The organism is Burkholderia sp. JP2-270, from assembly GCF_003233675.1.
In the GTDB taxonomy this organism is placed as follows: Bacteria; Pseudomonadota; Gammaproteobacteria; order Burkholderiales; family Burkholderiaceae; genus Burkholderia; species Burkholderia pyrrocinia_C.
In genome coordinates, this window is record NZ_CP029826.1 from 1003210 (window position 1) to 1023661 (window position 20452).

The 20452-nt window shown below is 60.5% G+C and carries 19 protein-coding genes and 4 pseudogenes; 13 read left to right on the plus strand and 10 right to left on the minus strand.

Features of this window, described 5'->3' with window-relative positions; genetic code table 11:
• Nucleotides 1-4: 4 nt before the first annotated feature.
• The 4 genes and pseudogenes from DM992_RS37310 to DM992_RS37325 form a co-directional block, all read right to left on the minus strand.
• Nucleotides 5-511 (minus strand): annotated as a pseudogene (locus DM992_RS37310) (alpha/beta fold hydrolase); the annotation flags it as partial.
• A gap of 105 nt (nt 512-616) precedes the next feature.
• Nucleotides 617-1132, minus strand: coding sequence for an N-acetyltransferase (locus tag DM992_RS37315; RefSeq protein WP_111021265.1), 516 nt, complete (start codon nt 1130-1132; stop codon nt 617-619).
• Nucleotides 1133-1267: 135 nt separating this feature from the next.
• Nucleotides 1268-2173 (minus strand): LysR family transcriptional regulator, encoded by a 906-nt coding sequence (locus DM992_RS37320; protein ID WP_111021267.1) that lies wholly within the window; start codon nt 2171-2173, stop codon nt 1268-1270.
• A 324-nt stretch (nt 2174-2497) separates the two neighbouring features.
• A complete protein-coding gene (locus DM992_RS37325) occupies nt 2498-3298 on the minus strand; it encodes a phosphodiesterase (protein WP_111021268.1) in 801 nt (266 codons plus the stop codon).
• 402 nt (nt 3299-3700) lie between these two features.
• On the opposite strand from DM992_RS37325, the gene DM992_RS37330 reads away from it, so the two are divergent.
• Both DM992_RS37330 and DM992_RS37335 read left to right on the plus strand, forming a co-directional pair.
• Nucleotides 3701-4903 carry a hypothetical protein gene (locus DM992_RS37330; protein ID WP_111021270.1) on the plus strand — a complete coding sequence of 401 codons (1203 nt, stop codon included), beginning with the start codon at nt 3701-3703 and terminating at the stop codon, nt 4901-4903.
• Nucleotides 4904-4914: 11 nt separating this feature from the next.
• Nucleotides 4915-5538: an ABC transporter ATP-binding protein gene (locus DM992_RS37335; protein ID WP_111021639.1), complete on the plus strand. Its 624-nt coding sequence runs from the start codon at nt 4915-4917 to the stop codon at nt 5536-5538.
• Nucleotides 5539-5867: 329 nt separating this feature from the next.
• Here the strand turns inward: DM992_RS37335 and DM992_RS37340 are convergent, their stop codons facing one another.
• Both DM992_RS37340 and DM992_RS37345 read right to left on the minus strand, forming a co-directional pair.
• Nucleotides 5868-6575, minus strand: a complete 708-nt coding sequence (locus DM992_RS37340) for a pirin family protein (RefSeq protein WP_111021272.1) — start codon at nt 6573-6575, stop codon at nt 5868-5870.
• Between the two features lie 83 nt (nt 6576-6658).
• Complete coding sequence (locus DM992_RS37345; RefSeq protein WP_111021274.1) at nt 6659-7423, minus strand: SDR family oxidoreductase; 765 nt, start codon at nt 7421-7423, stop codon at nt 6659-6661.
• Nucleotides 7424-7564: 141 nt separating this feature from the next.
• Here DM992_RS37345 and DM992_RS37350 point away from each other — a divergent pair, with 141 nt between their 5' ends.
• The 4 genes from DM992_RS37350 to DM992_RS37365 all read left to right on the plus strand — a co-directional run bounded on the left by DM992_RS37350 (nt 7565) and on the right by DM992_RS37365 (nt 10434).
• A complete protein-coding gene (locus tag DM992_RS37350; protein WP_021157877.1) occupies nt 7565-8482 on the plus strand; it encodes a LysR family transcriptional regulator in 918 nt (305 codons plus the stop codon).
• Between the two features lie 161 nt (nt 8483-8643).
• Nucleotides 8644-9609 carry an alpha/beta hydrolase gene (locus DM992_RS37355; RefSeq protein ID WP_111021276.1) on the plus strand — a complete coding sequence of 322 codons (966 nt, stop codon included), beginning with the start codon at nt 8644-8646 and terminating at the stop codon, nt 9607-9609.
• A gap of 33 nt (nt 9610-9642) precedes the next feature.
• Nucleotides 9643-10038, plus strand: coding sequence for a nuclear transport factor 2 family protein (locus DM992_RS37360; protein ID WP_111021278.1), 396 nt, complete (start codon nt 9643-9645; stop codon nt 10036-10038).
• A gap of 30 nt (nt 10039-10068) precedes the next feature.
• On the plus strand, nt 10069-10434 hold the full coding sequence (locus DM992_RS37365) for a hypothetical protein (RefSeq protein WP_034184980.1): 366 nt from the start codon (nt 10069-10071) through the stop codon (nt 10432-10434).
• Here the strand turns inward: DM992_RS37365 and DM992_RS37370 are convergent.
• From DM992_RS37370 to DM992_RS37385, 4 genes are all read right to left on the minus strand, one after another.
• On the minus strand, nt 10431-11993 hold the full coding sequence (locus DM992_RS37370) for an IS66 family transposase (RefSeq protein WP_111018416.1): 1563 nt from the start codon (nt 11991-11993) through the stop codon (nt 10431-10433). The two genes, DM992_RS37365 and DM992_RS37370, sit on opposite strands and share 4 nt — an antisense overlap.
• A gap of 29 nt (nt 11994-12022) precedes the next feature.
• Nucleotides 12023-12370 (minus strand): IS66 family insertion sequence element accessory protein TnpB, encoded by a 348-nt coding sequence (gene tnpB, locus DM992_RS37375; RefSeq protein ID WP_034184982.1) that lies wholly within the window; start codon nt 12368-12370, stop codon nt 12023-12025.
• Complete coding sequence (locus DM992_RS37380; RefSeq protein WP_034184983.1) at nt 12367-12774, minus strand: transposase; 408 nt, start codon at nt 12772-12774, stop codon at nt 12367-12369. The genes tnpB and DM992_RS37380 overlap by 4 nt, the downstream gene beginning before the upstream one ends.
• Nucleotides 12775-13039: 265 nt before the next feature.
• Nucleotides 13040-14500 carry a PLP-dependent aminotransferase family protein gene (locus DM992_RS37385; protein WP_162631828.1) on the minus strand — a complete coding sequence of 487 codons (1461 nt, stop codon included), beginning with the start codon at nt 14498-14500 and terminating at the stop codon, nt 13040-13042.
• A gap of 116 nt (nt 14501-14616) precedes the next feature.
• Here DM992_RS37385 and ltaE point away from each other — a divergent pair, with 116 nt between their 5' ends.
• From ltaE to DM992_RS43190, 7 genes and pseudogenes are all read left to right on the plus strand, one after another.
• Complete coding sequence (ltaE, locus tag DM992_RS37390) at nt 14617-15669, plus strand: low-specificity L-threonine aldolase (RefSeq protein ID WP_111021282.1); 1053 nt, start codon at nt 14617-14619, stop codon at nt 15667-15669.
• Between the two features lie 73 nt (nt 15670-15742).
• Entirely contained in the window at nt 15743-16516 is a 774-nt protein-coding gene (locus DM992_RS37395; protein WP_111021284.1) for an arylamine N-acetyltransferase, read from the plus strand.
• 242 nt (nt 16517-16758) lie between these two features.
• A pseudogene (locus DM992_RS37400) lies at nt 16759-17610 on the plus strand (IS30 family transposase); the annotation flags it as partial.
• 60 nt (nt 17611-17670) lie between these two features.
• Nucleotides 17671-18939, plus strand: coding sequence for an IS256 family transposase (locus tag DM992_RS37405; protein ID WP_111021640.1), 1269 nt, complete (start codon nt 17671-17673; stop codon nt 18937-18939).
• Between the two features lie 50 nt (nt 18940-18989).
• A pseudogene (locus DM992_RS37410) lies at nt 18990-19301 on the plus strand (IS30 family transposase); the annotation flags it as partial.
• A 155-nt stretch (nt 19302-19456) separates the two neighbouring features.
• Nucleotides 19457-19761 (plus strand): annotated as a pseudogene (locus DM992_RS43185) (LD-carboxypeptidase); the annotation flags it as partial.
• Between the two features lie 210 nt (nt 19762-19971).
• Nucleotides 19972-20325: a hypothetical protein gene (locus DM992_RS43190; protein ID WP_239511539.1), complete on the plus strand. Its 354-nt coding sequence runs from the start codon at nt 19972-19974 to the stop codon at nt 20323-20325.
• The last annotated feature ends 127 nt before the right edge of the window (nt 20326-20452 follow it).

Genomic DNA, 20452 nt, shown 5'->3' on the forward strand with positions numbered 1-20452 from the left:
GGATTCAACCGGTCGATGCAACAGCTTGATGGAATCGTTCAGCCGGTGTATCGAAGTTTAGTGTCTTGCGTGGACGTTCGTTGAACCGTTGGCCAACCGCGACCGGACTGATTGGGTCGGCATCTCCCCAAAGCAAAAGTACAGGCTGAGCAATTCGGCTTAGCTCGTCCGTCAGGTCCACGTTGAACGACGTGAACCAATTTGGGAAAGACGGATTTGCATTGATAAATCCGCTTTGCCAATCTGTCGCACCCAGTGCTCGTGTGTCGATTCCGCCAGAGGTCACCGTCAAAACCAGATGGGTTATCAGGTCAGGCTTTTCTAGCGCTGCGCGAATCGCTATCACCCCCCCCATGGATTGGGCTATCACGGCCGTGGGCCGGTCGATGTGAGATACGACCATTCGAACAAGGTCGTCGATGTCGTTGACATCGGGCGCGGCGGGCTCTTGACCGAACCCTGGATACGCAAGGATGACTTTCCTGGCGGGGTTCGTTAGCTGATTCGCGAGAGGCTGCCAGAACGCAGTGTTTCAGCACGCACCCGGCAGGAAAAGCAGTTTCGATGGAGCAGGCAAGCGTAGATTCTCCGAGGCTAAAATAATCGATCAAGCGGGTCAACGACAGTAGATGAACTCATGATCCGTTGAAGCTCCGACCTTAAAATCGTAACCGCCAACTCGCCTGAAGCCCGCGCCCTCATAGAATGCAATGGCCCGTTCGTTGCCAGACCAGACGCCGAGCCAGACTGCGCCCGGTCGTGCCTCACTGAGAAAGGTAATTGCGTGGTCAAGAAGGCGCCGTCCGGCTCCAGTACCCTGTGCATCACGACGCAGGTAAAGCTGGCAAATCTCTCCATCTTCGTGCTTGACATCGGGATGTGGCAGTTTGCATGGACCGACATGCACATAGCCAAGCAACGAGCAGTCAGTCGCCTCGACAACCCAAGTTCTTCGCTCTGGATCGCAGAGCTGCCCACGAACTATTTCTTCGGAGTAGTTTGCGGCTTCATACGCCGCGAGATCTTCTTCCCGGTAATGAATACCGAAACCATCGACGAAGGTTTCGCGGAATGTGGCACGTTTGAGTGTTGCCAATGAACCTGAGTCGCTGGCGTTGGCTATACGAATCATATAGAAGTCCTCATGCGAATGGCAGATGCTGTCGTTTTTCGATCGGTTGGGTCATCGCTTGCCTCTCTCGAGGGGATCTTCACGCTGCTCCGAAGCGGACGCTCATGCGGTGAAAGTCGAAACCGTTCGATATCACTATGCTAACCGGTCAATCAGATCGGCGCGGTCAAGCTGATCGATCCACCAGTTCAATGCGTTCCCGGTCTTGTCTCTACGCCAAGCCAGATAGCAATTCGAGTATTCGCGTACACCCACAATGCGGCGCACAACCAGCTTCCCTTTACGTACCAGTCCTTCGGCCAACGGCTCGGGGAGCATGCCGACCGCAATACCTTGACAGAGCGCTTCGAGTTTCGCTTCGCGAGTCGACACGAAGATGAGCGGCTGTCCCTCGTGGATAGCTACGGCTTGGGGATCCAGCTCACGGGACGTGTCGCTCATGACAACGCCTCGATATCGCGCGATCGTCTCGCTCTCCAATGGCTCCGGGATGCCCGCGAGTGGATGATGCGGCGCCATGACGAATACATGATTGAGCGTTCCAATCGGGCGCGCGATGATGTTCGGATCGAGCGGCGGCTCCCCGACGGTTCCGACCGCCAAATCGACACGCCTCGAAATTAGAGCGTCCCATACGCCTCCAAGCACTTCAGTAGACAGACGCAGTTGAGTGGGTATCTTCAGCTCATAAAATCTGTCCACATATGACCACAAGCATCTGGCAGGCAGGATTTCGTCCACGCACAATCGCAGCTCGGACTCCCAGCCGTCGCTAATACCCTTCGCTGTAACCTCGAGGCGCCGAGCCGCTCTCAGAAGTCGACGGCCTTCATCGACAACGGCACGGCCGGCTTGCGTGAGCGTCGCCCGTCTGCCGCTCCGGTCGAACAGTTCAACATCTATGTCGCTTTCAACTTTCTGGATGAGGTAAGTGATCGACGACGGAACTTTATGCAACAGTTCGGCCGCCTCGGCGAATGTGCCGGTCCGCTCGATGGCATCCAATACTTCCAGGACTTCAAATGACAACTTGATTGCCATATGGCGCTTTCAGGATTCTTGTGATGTTTAAGTCGACTTCGTTGCGAAGGACGAACTGCCTGGTAGCAGCCGTGCGATCATTATCCGTCGATTGTCGACGATCTGAGCCTCCGTGTCGAAGTTCCGTTCTTGGCCCGACCGGGAAGCTCGAAGTTGGTGGATGGTCGCCCGCGCTGGCACCGGCCACCGAAGTTCCGCTGCCGACCCATTGCGGAACTAGACATCAAAAGTTGAGATGTCTGTTCTCAGCCACCGAACAGTCATTGCTTGCTCTATAGAATGCGGATGCCTCGTGCGCCATCGACCACTGTGTAGTTGGGACACTCACGCGAAGGGGAGCGGGCCTTCGAAACGCCCCACGTAACACAAGTGGGAGACCGCAGGCTGACCTCGATCTGTCCAGCGATGCAGCATGTAGGCAGGTGGTTCGAGAAAAGAAGCGGGCTGTGCGTCCGCTTCAACTCGCAGCGCGATCTGTGTGGTCGTGCTGGGGCAAGTAAGTACAGGAACGCTCCCGAGGCGCGTCTGCATTGATCGATGGACGTGTCCTGCGAGAATCCGATCTACGTTGTTATGGCGCGCAAGAACGGATGCAAATGCCTGCGCATTTCGCAACCCATAGATGTCCAGATAAGGAATGCCCGTCATGAACGGTGGGTGGTGCATGACGATGACCACCGTTTGACCACGATGCTCGGCAAGCTCGGCGTCAAGCCAAGTCAGGGACTCTGCGTCCAGTTCGCCGTGATGTAGTCCGGGAACGGAGGTGTCCAACGCCACGAGGCGTAGTTCACCCACATCCAGCGCGAATGAAAGCGCCCCTTCGTTCGGAAGCCACGTGTGATCCGGGAACGCGGCCCGTAGATTGCCACGATCGTCGTGATTGCCCGGCAGGACCACGTACGGTCGCCTCAGCCCAACAAGCAATTCGTGAAGCTTTTGATATTCGTCTCCGGTACCCTCGTCGGTGAGGTCGCCGGTGATGACGACCAGGTCCGGCTCTGGCCGCACGCGGTTCAGCGAATCTACGGCTGCCGCAAACATTGCATTTGAATCCACAACATCTTGATAAAGAACGTCGTGAGGTCGAACATGAATATCCGAAAGTTGTGCGATGACTGTCACTCGGCTCTCCGTTGGTTTTGACCTTCCCGTATTCAGATCAGAACGATTCTAGGCCTGACAAAAATTCGTCCATCGACAGAGCCTTTCGTGACAACGACCTTGCTCCATGCATTCGTAATTGTGCTCCGAATGGCTGATTCGGAATAGACATGCGGACGCTGGAGCGAAACGCGAAAGACCGCTCATGGCAGAACGTGGCTGACCGACGCCCTGTTATGTGCGACCGGCGCAGATCGACCCGTATGCGCCATTCGGACAAACGCCCTATATGTCTCCTCCGAGGCGGTTCCCGACGGTCATCCAACCTACGCGGCAAATGGCGTACGAGTTGTGCCATGCCGGCCGACATGGCAGGATACCGCTTCGATCATGCGGGGCCGCGTGGCGCATTGGAGATAAAGGATGATGCTTTCGTGGCGATTGCGTTGGTACGTACTGGCGACAGCCCGGGTGCTGCATAGGCACTGGCAGGGTCTATCCCTTGCTGTCCTGCTGTTGCTGCCCACAATGCCCGTGTTTGCACAGTCTCGTCTCTTGGGCGCGCTCATACTAGCCCCTTTGGCTCCAGCGCATGGCTTTGAATGGCGGTTCGTCTGGGTGCATATGCTCGAAGCCATCGGCATGCTTTGGGTGCTGATCCAACGTACGGCCATTAGCGGCGGCCCGTTCGCCGTCTTCGCCAAATCGTTGCCTGTTTCGGATCGCCATCACCGTACCCTGGATGCCATCGTCGTGCTGATCGCTAGTACGCCGCTGCTGTTACCCGTCATTTCTGCCGCGATCGCGTTCGCCTACTTACCGGACAAGGTTTCGAACTATCTGTACGTTATCGGGTTGATGACGATTACGCTTGGATGGCAATTGGCCGCATTGTCGCGCAATATCGGTCACGGAACGCCATTGGTGGTTGCCAATTTCATTCTGATCGGTGCGCTGCAGACAGGTAACGCCGTGCGAACGACGCTGCTAGTGGCATCGCTGATCATTGCCGCGTTCGCGTTGGTCAAGACGCCTGCGGCATCCTCTTCGCATGCGAGGCGGTTCGGCACAATGTGGCGTCGACTGGCCGGTCACGTGTCCGTCAATGCGGCACCCCGGCTTCCGGCTTTCGTAAAGCTTCAGCTCGGTATTCTAGGGTTTCACTTCGCGGGGACCGTAAGCCGCTGCGTAGTCATGGGTGCGGTCGCTGTTTCCACTTGTTACGTGGTTGACCTGTGGAGTTTCGACGCACGTGTCGTGCCCTTGACCCTGGTCGCACAGGCCGCGATCGCGCTGATCGCGGCGACGATCTACCGCGATTTGCAAGCGAGCCATGTTCGGGCGGCCCATTTTGTGCGATCGCTCCCACTGGGCTCGGTTGTGCAGGTTCGTGCGGATGTACTGACGGTCGCCACGCTCGCACTGCCATTTGCCGCCGCCGCGCCATTGCTTCTGGTCGTGCACGGAGTCCTGTCGGTCCACGTCGCTGTTGCCATCGTATTGGCGGGCGCGCCGCTGCTTGCGCTGCTGCGCTTGCCACAACGCTATGCTCCGAGAGAATCCGTATTGCTCGGCGCAATCCTCGCCGTGACCTGGATTGTCATCGCATGGCAGATTTTCGTCTGATGGACTTCACAATGCTTCGAATCGAAAACATCGGCAAACGTTACGGCGAGCGCGTCATATTCCACGGGCTGCATCACGTGTTCGGGGCGGGGTGCGTGGCGCTTTGTGATGAGAACGGCAGCGGCAAGTCGACCTTGCTTGGCATCCTCGCCGGGACCATCGATGCCGACGAAGGTGATGTCTGGATCAATGGTTATTCGCTATGTGAAGCGCCGCTCAAGGCAAAGTCCTTACTAGCATACGTGCCCGACGACTGCATGGCGTATCCGTTCCAGACCGGACGCGAGTTCCTCGAACTCGTCGCCTCGACCAAAAAGACGGTAGTCGGTCGCGACACTCTCGATCTGGCGCATCGCTTCGGGTTGGCGCCGCACCTGGAAAAGCGTTTTGAGCAGATGTCACTTGGCACTCGCAAAAAGATTTTCTTGAGCGCCATCACACTCGGGGAATCCTCAGTCGTGGTTGCGGACGAACCTGGCGACGGGCTAGACGCCGCTGCACGCGGCGTCCTCATGGACTTGTTCCGCACGCTGGCAAAAGATCGGGTGGTGTTCTTTTCGAGCCACGATCTCAAGCTTGCAGAAGGCTGCGGTGCCAGAACAATCAACTTTGCTGATCTTGGTAGGGTTGAATAGCGCGCCGGTTTAGCCATTCAGCTAGTAATCTCACTACCTGATGGTTTCGATGCCGCCATGGTCCGTTTCTGCTGGACAACCGGACTGTGAGAAGCAATCTACCGATGACGGATTGTGGCCGAATCCGGAAGCTCGAAGTTGGTGGACGGTCGCCCGCGGTGGCACCGGCCGCCGCACTTCCGCTGCCGACCCATCTCGGCCATAGGCAACGTCAGTGTCAACGTCTGCGGTTCACCCCAAAACAGCCATCTAACTCTCACAGGCGCATTTTCTCGAAGTCGGAAACAGCAATGAATGGGGCTGCGGCACGCCCTAATGGAGCCCTTGTCCTAGCGTAAGAGCTCGACAATCACGACATCAGTGTCGTCTCGCGCCCTCAACACAAGCCGCGTTTCATCGCGAACGGCAATGCCATCGCGTTGCGCCAGCCTGATCGGCCCTACGTCCAGTCGCCCATGATCTGCAACGAGATAAGCAGAACCGGGCATCGGCAAAACGTGCTGGATTGCCGTGCCTTCGCGCAGCGTCGCGATACGCAAACGTGCGTCGGCGTGAATGGGCAACGCGCCGGCGCGGACATCCTCCGGATCGCCGCTCGCCAGCGTAACGAATCGGCCCTCGCGACATCCGGGCGAACAGACGCGCGTCGCGCAGCGCGGTGTACTGGCAAGTGTGTGCGGACGGAGCCAGATCTGGAACTGCCGCGCGGGTATATTTTCCTCGTTGCGCTCGGCGTGATGGATCGCCGTGCCGGCACTCATCACGTGGACGGAATTGGCAACCAGACGCGCGCGATTGCCAGCATCGTCTTCGTGGGTGATGGCCCCCGAACGTACCCACGTGACGATCTCGACGTCGCGGTGAGCACGAAGCCCGAGGCCAGCGTGCTGCGCGAATTCGATGTCGTTCCACATATGGAGCGGACCGAGCGGCGCATGGTCGGCGTGCCCGACGTCGCCCGCGCGGAAATGTTGGCGGACATCGACGCCGTCGCGCCGGATTGCGTCAAGCGAAGGAAAAGGCCGATGTTCAATCATGACGATGCTTGATTCGAGTGCGCCGGGCGTGGATCGCGATCGTCGAAGACCGCGTCCACCACACCCAGCGTGCTCAGCCTGGCTCAGATCTGCTGCTGGCCGCCGTCGACGAACAATTCGATACCGTTCACGAAGCTCGCGTCGTCCGAGGCCAGGAACAGTGCCGCGCCAGCGATCTCTTCCGGTTCACCGAGGCGCCCCATCGGAATCAGGGAAGCCAGGTAATCGGCAAGCCCTTGCCGTTGCGTGGCGTCGTCACCGGCAAGGTCGAGCAGGCCGGGCGTGCGAGTCGCGCCCGGGCTGATCGTGTTCACGCGGACGCGGCGCTCCTTGAGGTCGAGAATCCAGCTGCGTGCAAAGGCACGGACCGCCGCTTTCGAAGCCGAATACACGCTGAACGCCGCGGTGCCTGCGCTACCCGCCGTCGAGCCGGCGAGAATCACCGATGCGCCCTCGGCAAGCAGCGGCAGCGCCTTTTGCACCGTGAACAGCACGCCCTTCACGTTTCGGTCGAAGGTGTCGTCGTAGTGCGCTTCGGTGATGCTGCCGAGCGGCAGCATCGAGCCGCCGCCGGCGTTCACGAACAGCACGTCGAGGTGCCCCTGTTCTTCCTTGATTTGTGCATACAGCGCGTCGAGTTCACTCAGCTTGGTGGAATCCGAACGTACGCCGGTCGCCTTGCCGCCGGCTTCGCGAATGCCCTGCACGGCGGCATCGAGTTCGGCCTGGCGGCGGCCCGTAAGGTAGACGTGAGCGCCTTCCGCCGCGAAGCGTTGAGCGGTGGCGAGACCGATACCGCTGGTTGCGCCGGTGACGAGTGCGATCTTGTTGTCGAGTTTGCGTGCCATGGTGATTCTCCTTGCGGTTGGTAAGTGGGTAACTACGTTCGGTGTTGCGTGCTGCGATGTGAGGAGAATATCGACGGCCCGATCTTTTCGAAATAGAATTAATCGCAATCAAACGTTGCATAAATGAAATGACGAGGGGAAATGGCTCAACTACCTGATTTCGAAGGGCTCGCGATGTTCGCAAAGGTGGCCGAGCACGGGTCGTTTGCGGCCGCCGCGCGTGCGACGGGCGTGTCGGTCGCCACGGTCTCGCGCGGTGTCGCCCGCCTGGAAGAGCGGTTGGGCGCACGGCTTTTCAATCGCACGTCGCGCCAGCTCTCGCTCACCGAGTTCGGCCGGACAATCAGCGAGAAAGCCGGCGAGATCTATCGCCAGGCCGAGGAGGCGGAAAGCTCGGCGCGCGAAATGTCGGTGCAGCCACGCGGGCTGGTGCGTCTGGCGGTGCCGATGTCGTACGGGCTGCGCTGGGTTGCGCCGCTGCTGCCGGGCTTCTTTCGCGCTTATCCAGAGGTGTCGATCGACCTGCATCTATCGGATGCGTCGGTCGATCTGGTCGCCGATGGGTTCGACGCCGCGCTGCGTATCGCCGCGCTTCCGGATTCATCCCTGGTCGCGCGGCGGTTGTGCGCAGTGACGCAATTCGTGGTGGCGTCGCCGGAATATTTGAGGCGTGAAGGACGGCCCACGCATCCGCGCGAACTGGCGGATCGTCCCTGTCTCTCTTATGCGTACCGTGCGCGTAGCGCTGTATGGCGCTTCACGAACGACCGAGGCGAGGAGGAGCCGGTGATGCCGACGGGCCCGCTGCGCGTGACCAATTCCGATGCGCTGTTGCCGACGCTGCTCGATGGCCTGGCGATCGCCGAGCTGCCTGAATTCATCGCGGGCGAATATCTGGCCGATGGCCGCCTCGAGGCAATCCTGACCGACTGGTCGCTGACGAAGGGTGGTCTTTACTTCGTTACGCCGTCGGCGCGCGCGCGGCCCGCGAAAGTCGCGGCGCTGTCGGATTATTTTGCCGAGCACCTTTCCGAGCCAACATGGCGGTGGCCGAAATGATCCATCGGCGCAGTTGATCAGCCTGCGTCCATCGTTGCATTCATGCAATGATGGATTTCAAACGATTCTATTTCGAAAATAACGTCCGATCCGTATTCTCCCTTCCACCGGCTGCACGACATCACGTCGCAAGCCACTCGACCAGGCAAAGGAGAATCACGATGAACACGCAAGTCACACCGAACACGCCCGATACCGCGACGGTTGCCTTCCTCGGCGCGCTGAACAGCGCCACCGGCCCGGCAATCGAGACGCTCACGCCCGCCGAAGCGCGCGAAGTCCTGGCAGGCGCCCAGCGCAGCGTGCCGGTCGACGTTTCGGGTATCGACGTCATGCGCCGCACGGTCGAGCAGGACGGCCTGGTCGTGTCGCTTGTCGTCGTCAAGCCCCAGGATGCGGGCGGCGTGCTGCCCGTTTTCATGTTCTTCCACGGCGGTGGCTGGATTCTCGGCGACTACCCGACTCATGAGCGTCTCGTGCGGGATCTTGTTGTCGAGTCGGGCTCGGCGGCGGTGTTCGTCGAATACACGCCTTCGCCCGAAGCGCGCTACCCGGTCGCGATCAACGAAGCTTACGCCGCGACGAAGTGGGTTGCCGCACATGGCGCGGAGATCGGCGTCGATGGTGCGCGGCTGGCCGTCGTGGGCAACAGCGTGGGCGGCAACATGGCCGCGGTCATCAGCCAGATGGCGAAGGACCGTCAAGGCCCGGCAATCCGCTTCCAGGGCCTCATGTGGCCGGTGGCCGACCACGCGCTCGACAATGCCTCGTACGACGCCTTCGCAAATGGCTACTTCCTGAGCCGCGACATGATGAAGTGGTTCTGGAATGCCTACACGATCGACGAAGCCGAGCGCAACGAACGCTATGCGTCGCCGCTGCGCGCCTCGCTCGACGAATTGAAGGGCTTGCCGCCCGCGCTCATCCAGACGGCGCAGTTCGACGTGCTGCGCGACGAAGGCGAGGCATATGGATATCGGCTCGACCAGGCGGGCAACGACGTGACGACGACCCAGTACAAAGGCACGATCCACGACTTCGGCCTGCTCAACGTGCTTGCTGCCGACGCACCGACGCGCGCCGCTGTGCAGCAGATGGCGACTGCGTTGAAGACGCGTCTGCAATGAATCGCATCCTTTAACGCCTTTATCGAGCCGATCATGAACAACGCCAAACAACTGCTTTTCGCTTACCTCGAATCGATTCGCGACCCACGCGCGGCCGGCGCACTGTTTGCCGACGACGGCGTGCTGGAACTCCCTTATCTGAAGTCGCTTGGCATTGACGGGCGGGCACAGGGGCCAAAAGCGATCGAAGGCTTCATCGCCTCGCTGCTCGCGAAAGTGCCGGATTTTGCGTTCCGAAACGCGCGGCTGCTGATCGAAACACCTGAGCAGGTATTCGCCGAATATGAAGTCGAAGCGCTCGTGCCATCGACGGGGAAAATCTATCGACAGATGTATGCAGGGCGGCTGGTGGCGAGCAACGGCAAGATTCTGCTGTTGCGCGAAGCACTGGATACGAGTAAGCGTGGCACCGACACCGTATTGCTTTAGCATGGCGGCTTTCCAATCGAGATCGCCGAGATGCCAGTGGAGCCACGTTTTATCGCGAACCGAGTTGTTGCCATCGTGGTGCCGAAGGCTCCGTTTGTTACCTGGATCAACAGCGTCGATTCTGCCCCAGGCATGGCATTGACGCTGGAACAAGCCAGCGAGAACGCAAACGCTTTTCTGGTTCCTGCATCCGGTAGCGATCCCGATGCCGCTGCCAAGCGTTGGTTACAGAAGCACTGGCAGGTCATTTTCGAACGCATGCTCGAGGACTGGTATGTCGACGAGCGTCTATGGCCGCAAGGTCGTACGCTCAAGCTATTCAAGGAGTGGTGTGAGATCCGCATGCACTCGATTGTCCTGGATTGCGCCGAAGCGCCGATCTCGTACGAGGACTAAGCCAGATCCTGTGCCAGAGGCCAGGGCAGCAGGTCATCAATCCGGTTGATCGGATGATCCGCAATGCGCGCCAGCACATGGCGCAGATATGCTTCCGGATCGATGTCATTGAGCTTGGCGGTGCCAATCAGGCTGTAGATAGCGGCAGCGCGCTCGCCACCTGAGTCTGCCCCCGCGAACAAGTAGTTGCGCCGTCCGATAGCTACGCCGCGCAGTGCGCGCTCGACCGGCAGGTTGTCGATCTCCAACTGCCCGTCGTCACAGTAGCGTGTGAGCGCCTCCCACCGATTCAGCGCATAGAGGATCGCCCGGCTCGTGTCGGATTTGCGCGAGAGCGTTTCCAACGTGGCACTCAGCCACGTATGGAACTGTTCAAGCAATGGCCTGGCGTGGGTTTGCCGGTACGCCCGCCGTTCATCGGGCGGCTTGCCCCGGATCGCTTCCTCGATCTTGTACAACGCGCCGATACGCTCCAGCGCCTCGGTGTTCAAGGCATTCGGTCGCGCGGCATGCAGTTCATAGAACTGTCGCCGGGCATGGGCCCAGCAGGCTGCTTCTGTTACCTGCCCGGTTTCGTAAATCGCCTGGTATCCGCCGTACGCATCGGCTTGCAACGTACCGTTGAACGGCTGGAGATGCTGCTGCGGATGGATGCCCTTGCGGTCGGGCGTATAGGTGAACCAGACGGCTGGCGGCGTCATGTCGGCCGAGTTTCGGTCGTCGCGCACATAGACCCACAGCCGTCCGGTCTTGGTCTTGCCATTACCCGGCACGAGTACCGGTACCGGCGTATCGTCGGCATGCAGTTTCGTGGCCGCCATGACGTGCCGGCGTAAGGCGTCGACCAGCGGTCGCAGCAGGTTCGCGCCATGGCCCACCCATTTCGCCAGCAACGAGCGATCCAGATCGACACCCTCGCGCGCGTAGATCACTGACTGGCGATACAACGGCAGGTGATCCGCGAACTTCGCGACCAGCACATGGGCCAGCAAGCCCGGACCAGCCAGGCCACGCTCGATGGGGCGGCTCGGCGCAGCCGCTTGCGCGATATGGTCGCAGCACGTACACGCCAGTTTCGGGCGCACATGGCGGATCACGCGGAAGCTGGCCGGTACATATTCAAGCTGTTCGGAGACGTCTTCGCCGAGTTGCCTCATAGGGCCACCACACGCAGTGCAGGTTTCGCCTGATTCCGGCCAGTACGTCAGGATCTCGCGCGGCAGATGCTCGGGAAGCGGTTTGCGCGGCGCTTGCTCCGGTGCAGTGCGCGTTGCCTTCGGAATCTCGATGGGAGCAGCACCTTCGTCGGCCTCGAGTTCCTCCAGTCGCAACTCAAGCTGCTCAATCTGGCGGTCCAGTTTCTCGGAACTGCGGCCGAACTGCATGCGGCGCAGCTTTGCGATCAGCAGCTTCAGATGCTCGATCTCGGCCTTGGCGGTAGCGTTCGCCGCCTCGTGCGATTCGACCACGTCTTCCAGATGTCCGATGCGCGCATCACGCTCAAGCAGCATAGCCTTGAGCGCTTCGATGTCGTCTGGATAGGCGTTTGCCGTAGTCATGCCGGCAGTCTACGCGGCGGCCAGCAGGTTTACAACGCCGAGGTCGGCTCCGCCGTGCGTATCGGCTGCCGCCAATCGATGCCTTCGAGCAGCATCGACAGTTGCGCCTGGCTCAGGCACACCACGCCACCATCGGCACGTGGCCACACGAACCGACCGCGCTCCAGGCGTTTCATCAGCAGACACATGCCGTCGCCGCTCCACCACAACACTTTGACCAGATCGCCACGCTTGCCGCGGAACACGAACACGTGGCCGCTGAACGGGTCTCGCTCCAGCACGGTCTGGACCTTCGCGGCCAAGCTATTGAAGCCCGAACGCATGTCGGTCACGCCGGCAGCCAGCCAGATCTTCGTGTGGCTGGGCAGCCCGATCATGCTGTCGGTCCCGACGCGCCGCGCAGCATGCGGAGCACCAGCAACAGCGTGGCTTCGTGGGGCGAGCCTTCGATGCGCACGCGGGTGTTGCCCACGCTGATCTCGATGGCGCCCGCCGGAGCGGCACTGGCGACTGGGGCCGGGGTCGGCTGCTCCATCTCTTGCGCCGGTGCTTCCACGGTCACGGGCAGCAAATCCACCGGATCGTATTCGCCGGCACGCAACGCTCGGCGCCATTTGAACACCAGGTTCGGATTCACCCCATGATCCATCGCCAGGCGCGCCACCGATACGCCCGGCTCGCACGCCAGCTTGGCCAGATGCCGTCGAAATTCGATCGGGTGATTCGGGATGCCTTTGCGTGAAGTTCTTTTCGGTGCGTCTGTTGCCAATTTGGTCTCCACTACTTTGGTGGGGACTACTCTGGCAACTTCTTTTCACCCAGTCGAGACGGTGCTGGGGACACGCTTACGGATACGATGGCTGCGGCACACGCATTCTCGATGGAGCTGCCCATTTGAAGACATGACGATGAAAGGCCGCTTGATTAATCGAAGCGGCCTGACAACGTTTCATCCCTGCTGGCCGCAGTTGGCCGCCAACCGCCGGGTGCGGCCGGCGGATGCCGACCCGTTGCAGCCTTTCAGGCGAGCGGAGTGACTGTCTGCTTCACGGCCGAGATGTGACGCTCGTCTTGGCGGAAAAGGAGGTGATTTTTGCGAGCGCGCCTAAACGCTCGATCGCGGCCTCAAGTTCGTTCGTCCAGCGATAGCCGGCGTTCACGCGGAGGCAATCGTCAAAGGCCTGTCCCTGGCCGAAGAGATGTCCAGGCGTGAAACCGATCCCTTCGGCCCGAGCCTGTTCGAACAGCGGTCGCGTACTGACGAAGCGGCCATTGATCCGAGGCAGCCGGACCCAGAGCACGAATCCTCCAGCCGGGCTGCTCACCTCCGTGCCAACCGGGAAGTAGCGCAAAATTGCGTCACGCAAGCTTCTTTGCTGGTGCTGGAGGGCGGTCTTGAGTCGCCTGAGGTGCAGTGCGTAGCCGCCGCCCGCAAGCATTTCCGCGACCGCAACCTGTTGCAGTTCGGCCGTCGCCATACTGGTCGTGTACTTCAGCGCCTTCACCCGCTCGGTAAAGCGCCCAGCGGCAATCCATCCCAAACGCAATCCTGGACAGAGGCTTTTCGAGAATCCCCCGCAAAGGAGGACGTTGCCGTCGGTATCAAAGGCCCGGACCGGGCGCGGTCGCGTTTCACCAAAACAGACGTCGCCGAAGATGTCGTCCTCGACCAAAGGAATATTGCGGCCCCTTAGCAGTTCGACGAGCGCACGCTTGGCGGTATCGGGCGCAACACTGCCAACGGGATTGTTGGCGTTGGCAATCGTGACAACCGCCTTGACCGGGACTTGGTCAAGCGCGTCTCTCAGCACGTCAAGGTCCATGCCGATCGCTGGCAGGCAGGGTATCGGAAGCGCCGTTAACTCGAGGGCGCGCAGCATCTGCAACAAGGCGAAATACGTCGGCGACTCGACAGCCACCACGTCGCCGGGACGCGTAACAGCCCTGAGTGCGAGGTTCAACGCTTCTACACACCCGTTGGTTATCACCAGTTCATCCGGGTCGAGGTCGCAGGGATATTGCATCGCCTGACGAACGATCTCACGCCGAAGCTCCGGGTGCCCCGTTCCCCGGACATGGGCCCCTACGAGGTTCTTCTGCTGGTATGCGAGGCGTCGTAGCAGGACGCCGAACCGGTCGACGGGGTAAAGAGACGGTTCGCCGGCAGCGAGGTCGAGCCGGACGGCGCATGGCGAACCGACCATCGCAAGATGATCGCGCGCCTGAGCATCCAGTTCCGGCAAGGGGTTCGGCCATCTGACCGTGCGAGCCGAGTTCTCCCGTTCTGCCAGCCTGGCCACGTAGTAACCCGAACGCGGGCGCGCCTGGATGTTTCCCTGTGTCTCCAGCCAGCGCAACGCCTGCAACGCTGTCGTCAGACTCACACCGTGCTGTGCCGCCAGTGTACGCACCGACGGAAGGCGGCTGCCGTTCGCGAGCCCGGCCTGGACGATACCGTCCCACAACCGCTGTGCGAGTTGCCGGTATCGGGGCATCGAGGTGTCCATACGCTGTATTCCCATCATCCGCTTGAGCCAATCTGTTATGTAACAGATTCGTTGCTGTTGTGTATAGGCGTGCGCTGGGCGGACGGTCACCATAGGCGCTCTTTCAGGGAGACGCCATGAGCACCGCAATTCGATACGACTTCCGTAGCGATACCGTTACCCGACCGAGTCCGGCCATGCGAGCTGCCATGGCCGCCGCAGAAGTGGGCGACGATGTCCTGGGCGACGACCCGACTGTCCGCCGACTGGAAGCGCGCATAGCCGAAATGCTCGGAAAGGAGGCCGCACTGTTCGTCCCGTCGGGGACGCAGTCGAACCTGATCGCGCTGATGGTGCATTGCGAACGCGGTGACGAATATATCGTCGGCCAGAACGCCCACTGCTATCGCTGGGAAGCTGGGGGCGCAGCTGTCCTGGGCAGCATCCAGCCTCAACCGCTGGGTAACCAGGCGGACGGAACGCTTCTCCTGGCGGACATTGAGGAAGCGATCAAGCCGGACGATCCGCACTTTGCACGCACACGCCTGCTTGCGCTCGAGAATACGATCGGAGGCAAGGTCCTTGCGCCGCGCTTCGTTGATGAAGCGACGGCGCTGGCTCGGCGGTACGGGCTCAACTGCCATCTGGACGGTGCGCGACTGTTCAATGCAGCGGCGGCACTGGAGGTTTCGGTCGACACGCTGGCGCGGCCGTTCGACACCGTCTCCGTGTGCCTGTCCAAGGGGCTGGGGGCGCCGGTCGGTTCGGTGCTCGCCGGTTCAGCGTCCGACATTGCCAGGGGCCGGCGCGTGCGCAAGATGCTCGGCGGCGGATTACGGCAGTCAGGCGTGCTCGCTGCGGCCGGACTCCATGCACTCGAACACAACGTCGAGCGGTTGGCAGACGATCATGCCAACGCCCATTCGCTGGCGCAGGGCCTGGCGTCGCTGCCTGGTCTGTCCGTGTCAAAGCCGGACACCAATATCGTCTTCGTGAATGTCGCCACTGAATTCGCTTCGGCCTTTGCGGACCACCTCTGCGCGCACGGCATCGGTGTCGCTTCGGCGTATGGGGCAACCCAGCAGCGCTGGGTCACGCATCTCGACGTCGGCAAGGAGGCCGTGGCCGCCGCACTCGATGTTGCCGGAAGTTTCTTTGCAGCCCATGCGGCGAGCAATCTCGCCCGATGACGGCTTCGATTGCTGGTATGGCAGCTAGACAGAACACCTTTGAACAATCCAGTCAGGTCAGGACAGTCGAATAATGAAAGCAGAGAACTTCATCTTGCAGCACTACTTCGAGCGGATAGGCTTCGAACAACCAGCGGTAGCGGATATCGCCACAATCAGCGCGATGATGCGAAAGCAGCTGTTCACTGTTCCGTTCGAGAATCTTGACGTACTGGCAAGAAAAGGCGTTTCCCTCGCACCCGAAGACATCGTCGAGAAGATCCTCCATCGCAAACGCGGTGGATACTGCTACGAGGTGAATGGCGTATTCGCAATGGCCTTGCAGGCCCTTGGAGTCCCGTATCAGTTCGTCGCCGCAAGGCCGATGTTCTATCCGGTCAAAAGACCGAAGACTCATATGGCAATCGTGCTGACCTTGAACGGCGAGCAATGGCTGTGCGATCTTGGCTTCGGAAGTTATGGAATCAGGGCGCCGATGCGACTGGACGTGCTTGACGTCGAAGTCAACCAGGATTGCGACACGTTCATGCTGAGCAAGACGAGCGATCGCGAGTATTTGTTGAAGGCGCGTGTCGACGGGCAATGGGCGAATCAGTACGCGTTCGATCTGTCTCCACAGGAGTGGATCGATTTCGCCCCCGCCAACTACTTGAATTCGACACACCCTGATGCGATTTTCGTGCAAAAGATGCTAATCGTTCTGCACAACGAGACCGGTCGAAAAATTCTGTTTGGAGACACACTGAAAACCGTCTCAAACGGACAAACCGAGCAGCGCATGATCTCGCCGGAAGGCCATGCCCCAGTTCTCTTCCGTGAGTTTGGCCTTGGCGTCGACGGGCATTGAAGAGGTTACTTTGCAGATGCAGTCGCTGTATTGCTGCCACCAAGTGCCGAAAGACACGACCTCGTGAAGTGGCGCTCCTCCATTGAATGACTGGGTATGGCTTGCACTCCGGTCATTCGGACTCGCATTTCGAGTGTCTCTTGATGGCCGCCAACCGACGGATGCGGCCGGCGGTTGCCGACTGCGGATTCAACCCGTCGATGCAACACACTTGAGGCTGCATAGCAGCGAGGAGTGTTGCAATGAAACAGAGACGGCGGATCTACTATACAGACAGCGAGAAAGCGCTAATGTGGGAGCGCTGGCGCAAGGGCGAGTCGCTGCAGCAGATCGCCCAGTTGTTTGATCGGAACCATTCCTCGGTACAAGGGATTCTGGCCGAAACGGGGGGCATACAGCCAAAGCAACGGCACCGTTCGAGCTTGGCACTAACCCTTGCCGAGCGGGGGGAGATCTCGCGCTCAGTGGTTGCTGGCGATTCGATTCGCGCGATTGCGATTCGGCTCGCACGTGCTCCGTCCACCATTAGCCGCGAGTTCAAGCGGAACGGCGGTGTGCAGGGTTATCGGGCGAACGATGCTGACGAACTTGCGTGGGAGCGAGCCCGTCGCCCCCAAGTCTGCAAGCTCGTCAGGAACCGGGAGCTCGCCCAGGTCGTGGCAAGCAAGCTCAGGCTGCAGTGGTCACCTGAGCAGATCGCCGGTTGGCTTAAGCACGTGTATGCGGTCAACAGGGACTATCAGGTGTCGCACGAAACCATAAACCGCAGCCTCTATATACAAGCTCGCGGTACACTCAAAAAGGAATTGCTCGAGCATTTACGGCGCTCGCGAGCTATGCGTCGTTCGCGTCATCACACGATGAAGACCGACGACCACGGCAGAATCTGCGACACCGTCCCGATTAGTGAACGTCCCGCGACCGTTGATGATCGTGCGATACCGGGCCACTGGGAAGGCGATCTGCTGTTCGGCAGCGCGAACAGCCAGATTGCCACTCTTGTCGAGCGTAAGAGCCGCTTCGTGATGCTGGTGAAGGTTGCCAGTAAGGATATGGAAACGGTCATCAACGCATTGATCCGACACGCCGGCAGGACCTATCCGTCATTTCGTGGGCGGGGCATATCATGAGGTATAAAAGTCATGGATATGCCGATGAAGAAGAAGAGGCAAACCGTAGCGCGTCAGGCAGCGGCCCGCGGGCCGCTGCCTGAGTTGCCCAAGGAACTGCTGGACCAGTTGGTCAAGGGGCCGATGACGCCGACCGAGGTTCAGGATCTGATGCTGGCGTTCAACAAGGCGATCATCGAACGGGCGATGGGCGCCGAGATGAATCTGCATCTGGGCTACCCGTCGGGCCAGTCCAAGCCGGCCGGACAAGCCAACGAGCGCAACGGCGCCAGCGGCAAGACGGTCATCACGGATCGCGGCCCGGTTCGTGTCGAAGTCCCTCGTGACCGTGACGGCAGCTTCGAGCCGATCCTGATTCCCAAGCACGAGCGCCGCTTCACCGGCTTCGACGAACGCATCATTGCGATGTACGCGCGTGGCATGAGCGTGCGCGAGATTCAAGGGTTTCTGGCCGAGCAATACGGCACCGAAGTGTCGCCCGACTTCATCAGCTCGGTCACCGACGAGGTGATGGCCGAAGCGCTGAGCTGGCAGAGCCGCCCACTCGAGGCGATGTATCCGGTCGTGTTCTTCGATGCGCTGCGGGTCAAGATCCGCGACGACGGGGTGGTCAGCAACAAGGCCGTCTATCTGGCCTTGGGCATCCAAGCCGATGGCCAGCGCGATGTGCTGGGCCTCTGGATCGAGCAGACCGAGGGCGCCAAGTTCTGGCTCAAGGTGTTCAATGAACTCAAGACGCGCGGCTGCCAGGACATCCTGATCGCCGTGGTCGATGGCCTGAAGGGGCTAACCGAAGCCATCAGCGCGGCCTATCCGCGGACCACCGTTCAGACCTGCATCGTGCATCTGATCCGCAACAGCCTCGAATACGCCAGCTACAAGGACCGCAAGGTACTCGCCACGGCGCTGCGCCCGATCTACGCGGCTGCCAGCGAAGAGGCAGCAAGGCAAGCGCTGCAAGACTTCGCCGACGGACCTTGGGGCGCGAAGTACCCGACGATCGTGCAGTCGTGGCAACGCGCGTGGGAGCACGTCGTGCCGTTCTACGTGTTCCCGCCGGAAATTCGGCGAGTCGTTTATACGACAAACGCCATCGAGAGCTTGAACATGCAATTGCGCAAGATCATCAAGACGCGCGGTCACTTCCCGAACGACGAGGCGGCCATCAAGCTGCTCTGGCTGGCGCTGCGCAACGTACTGGCCAAGACCGTGAGGGCCGCCTTCGACTGGAAATCAGCGATGAACCAGTTTGCTATTCTGTTCGGCGAACGGCTTACGCAGGCGCGTGGATAACCTGTTGTTCAACCGCCTCGCCCACAAAAATGCGGACAGGTTCCGACGGCAAGCTTCCTCACGAACTATACAAATCACTGACCTGGGATCACGGCAAGGAGATGGCCGATCACACGCGTTTCACCGTGGCCACCGACGTCAAGGTCTATTTTTGTGATCCGCAGAGCCCTTGGCAACGGGGCTCGAACGAGAACACAAATGGGCTCCTCAGACAGTATTTCCCAAAGGGGATCGACCTCTCGGCCTATTCACAGGCCACGCTCAACGCTGTTGCCAAGCGGCTCAATGAGCGTCCTCGAAAGACGCTAGACTTCGATACACCGGCTGAGCGCTTTCATCAATTCGTTGCATCGACGGGTTGAATCCGCAACCCTCAACAGCCGTTCGGGCTCCTTCTACCGCAACGACCGCTTCCAAGCAGCACCTCGCGCGCACGACGCTGCGTTACAAGGCTGAGCCGTTAGCAAGCGGTGTAGGATATATTCAGCAGGTTCTCCGTCATCAAGGTAGCCATTCAATGGAATCACGACGCAAGGCGGTGGGCGTGGTCGCGCCTGCGGGTGTGCCCGATCCGGAAGGCATCGCGCGTGGCATTGCGCTCGTCGAAAGTTGGGGCTTTGAGGTCAGGGCGGGCGCGCATCTCGGCAGCCGGTACCGCTATTTCGCCGGTACCGCCGAGGAGCGCGCGGACGACCTGCGGCGCACCCTGATGGATCCGTCGATCGAGATCGTGTGGCTCGCGCGGGGGGATTCGGTTGCGCGCATTTGCTTGAGCACTTGCCCGACGAGATCGCGACGCCAAAGACGATCATCGGCTTTTCCGACGCAACGTCACTGTTCTGCGCACTCGCGGATCGGCCCGGCGTGCGTTTGCTGCATGGCCCGACATTTCACAGTCTGGCGACCAAGGTCGACGACGCGACGCGCGCCGACATTCGCGCTGTGCTGACCGGCGACGAACGCGCCGCGCTGAGTCTGCGGCATTTGTCCGGCGCCCCTGGTGCAGTGCGGGGACGTCTGTGCGGCGGCAACGTGACGGTACTCGCGAGCGTCGCGGGTACGCGCTGGTCGCTTCGCTCACGCGACGCGATCGTACTGCTGGAGGACGTGACGGAGTTCGGCTACCGGCTCGACCGCAGCCTGACGCAACTGCGCCTGAGCGGCGCGTTCGACGGAGCCCGTGCGTTCGTGCTCGGGCAATTCACGCGCTGCCCGATCCCGGACGGCGCGGATTTCACGCTCGAGCAGATGCTTGTCGACGTGCTGGGCGGCTTTGGCCTGCCGATCTACTCGGGTCTGCCGATCGGACATGAACACCGCAACATCACCTGGCAATACGGCAGCCAGGCTGCCATCGAGAACGGCGCGATCCGGTTCGGCGCGTAGCGTCGAATCTGGAAGGACAGGAGGGCGTATTCAAAGCCGGCTGTCCCGGGCGCAGGCACAAGGGCCTGTGCCCGGTCGCGCTTCGGCTCGCTAGCAGTTTTACTTAAGCATGACTTGTAGAAAGCGG

Bases quoted from the DNA above. Each gene is read 5' to 3' on its own strand.
- DM992_RS37335 (WP_111021639.1), top strand. From the start codon at position 4,915: ATGCTTCGAATCGAAAACATCGGCAAACGTTACGGCGAGCGCGTCATA.
- DM992_RS37350 (WP_021157877.1), top strand. From the start codon at position 7,565: ATGGCTCAACTACCTGATTTCGAAGGGCTCGCGATGTTCGCAAAGGTG.
- DM992_RS37355 (WP_111021276.1), top strand. From the start codon at position 8,644: ATGAACACGCAAGTCACACCGAACACGCCCGATACCGCGACGGTTGCC.
- DM992_RS37370 (WP_111018416.1), bottom strand. From the start codon at position 11,993: ATGACTACGGCAAACGCCTATCCAGACGACATCGAAGCGCTCAAGGCT.
- DM992_RS37405 (WP_111021640.1), top strand. From the start codon at position 17,671: ATGAAGAAGAAGAGGCAAACCGTAGCGCGTCAGGCAGCGGCCCGCGGG.
- DM992_RS37385 (WP_162631828.1), bottom strand. From the start codon at position 14,500: ATGGACACCTCGATGCCCCGATACCGGCAACTCGCACAGCGGTTGTGG.
- DM992_RS37340 (WP_111021272.1), bottom strand. From the start codon at position 6,575: ATGATTGAACATCGGCCTTTTCCTTCGCTTGACGCAATCCGGCGCGAC.
- ltaE (WP_111021282.1), top strand. From the start codon at position 14,617: ATGAGCACCGCAATTCGATACGACTTCCGTAGCGATACCGTTACCCGA.
- DM992_RS37360 (WP_111021278.1), top strand. From the start codon at position 9,643: ATGAACAACGCCAAACAACTGCTTTTCGCTTACCTCGAATCGATTCGC.
- tnpB (WP_034184982.1), bottom strand. From the start codon at position 12,370: ATGATCGGGCTGCCCAGCCACACGAAGATCTGGCTGGCTGCCGGCGTG.
- DM992_RS37330 (WP_111021270.1), top strand. From the start codon at position 3,701: ATGATGCTTTCGTGGCGATTGCGTTGGTACGTACTGGCGACAGCCCGG.
- DM992_RS37345 (WP_111021274.1), bottom strand. From the start codon at position 7,423: ATGGCACGCAAACTCGACAACAAGATCGCACTCGTCACCGGCGCAACC.
- DM992_RS37395 (WP_111021284.1), top strand. From the start codon at position 15,743: ATGAAAGCAGAGAACTTCATCTTGCAGCACTACTTCGAGCGGATAGGC.
- DM992_RS37365 (WP_034184980.1), top strand. From the start codon at position 10,069: ATGCCAGTGGAGCCACGTTTTATCGCGAACCGAGTTGTTGCCATCGTG.
- DM992_RS37320 (WP_111021267.1), bottom strand. From the start codon at position 2,173: ATGGCAATCAAGTTGTCATTTGAAGTCCTGGAAGTATTGGATGCCATC.
- DM992_RS37315 (WP_111021265.1), bottom strand. From the start codon at position 1,132: ATGATTCGTATAGCCAACGCCAGCGACTCAGGTTCATTGGCAACACTC.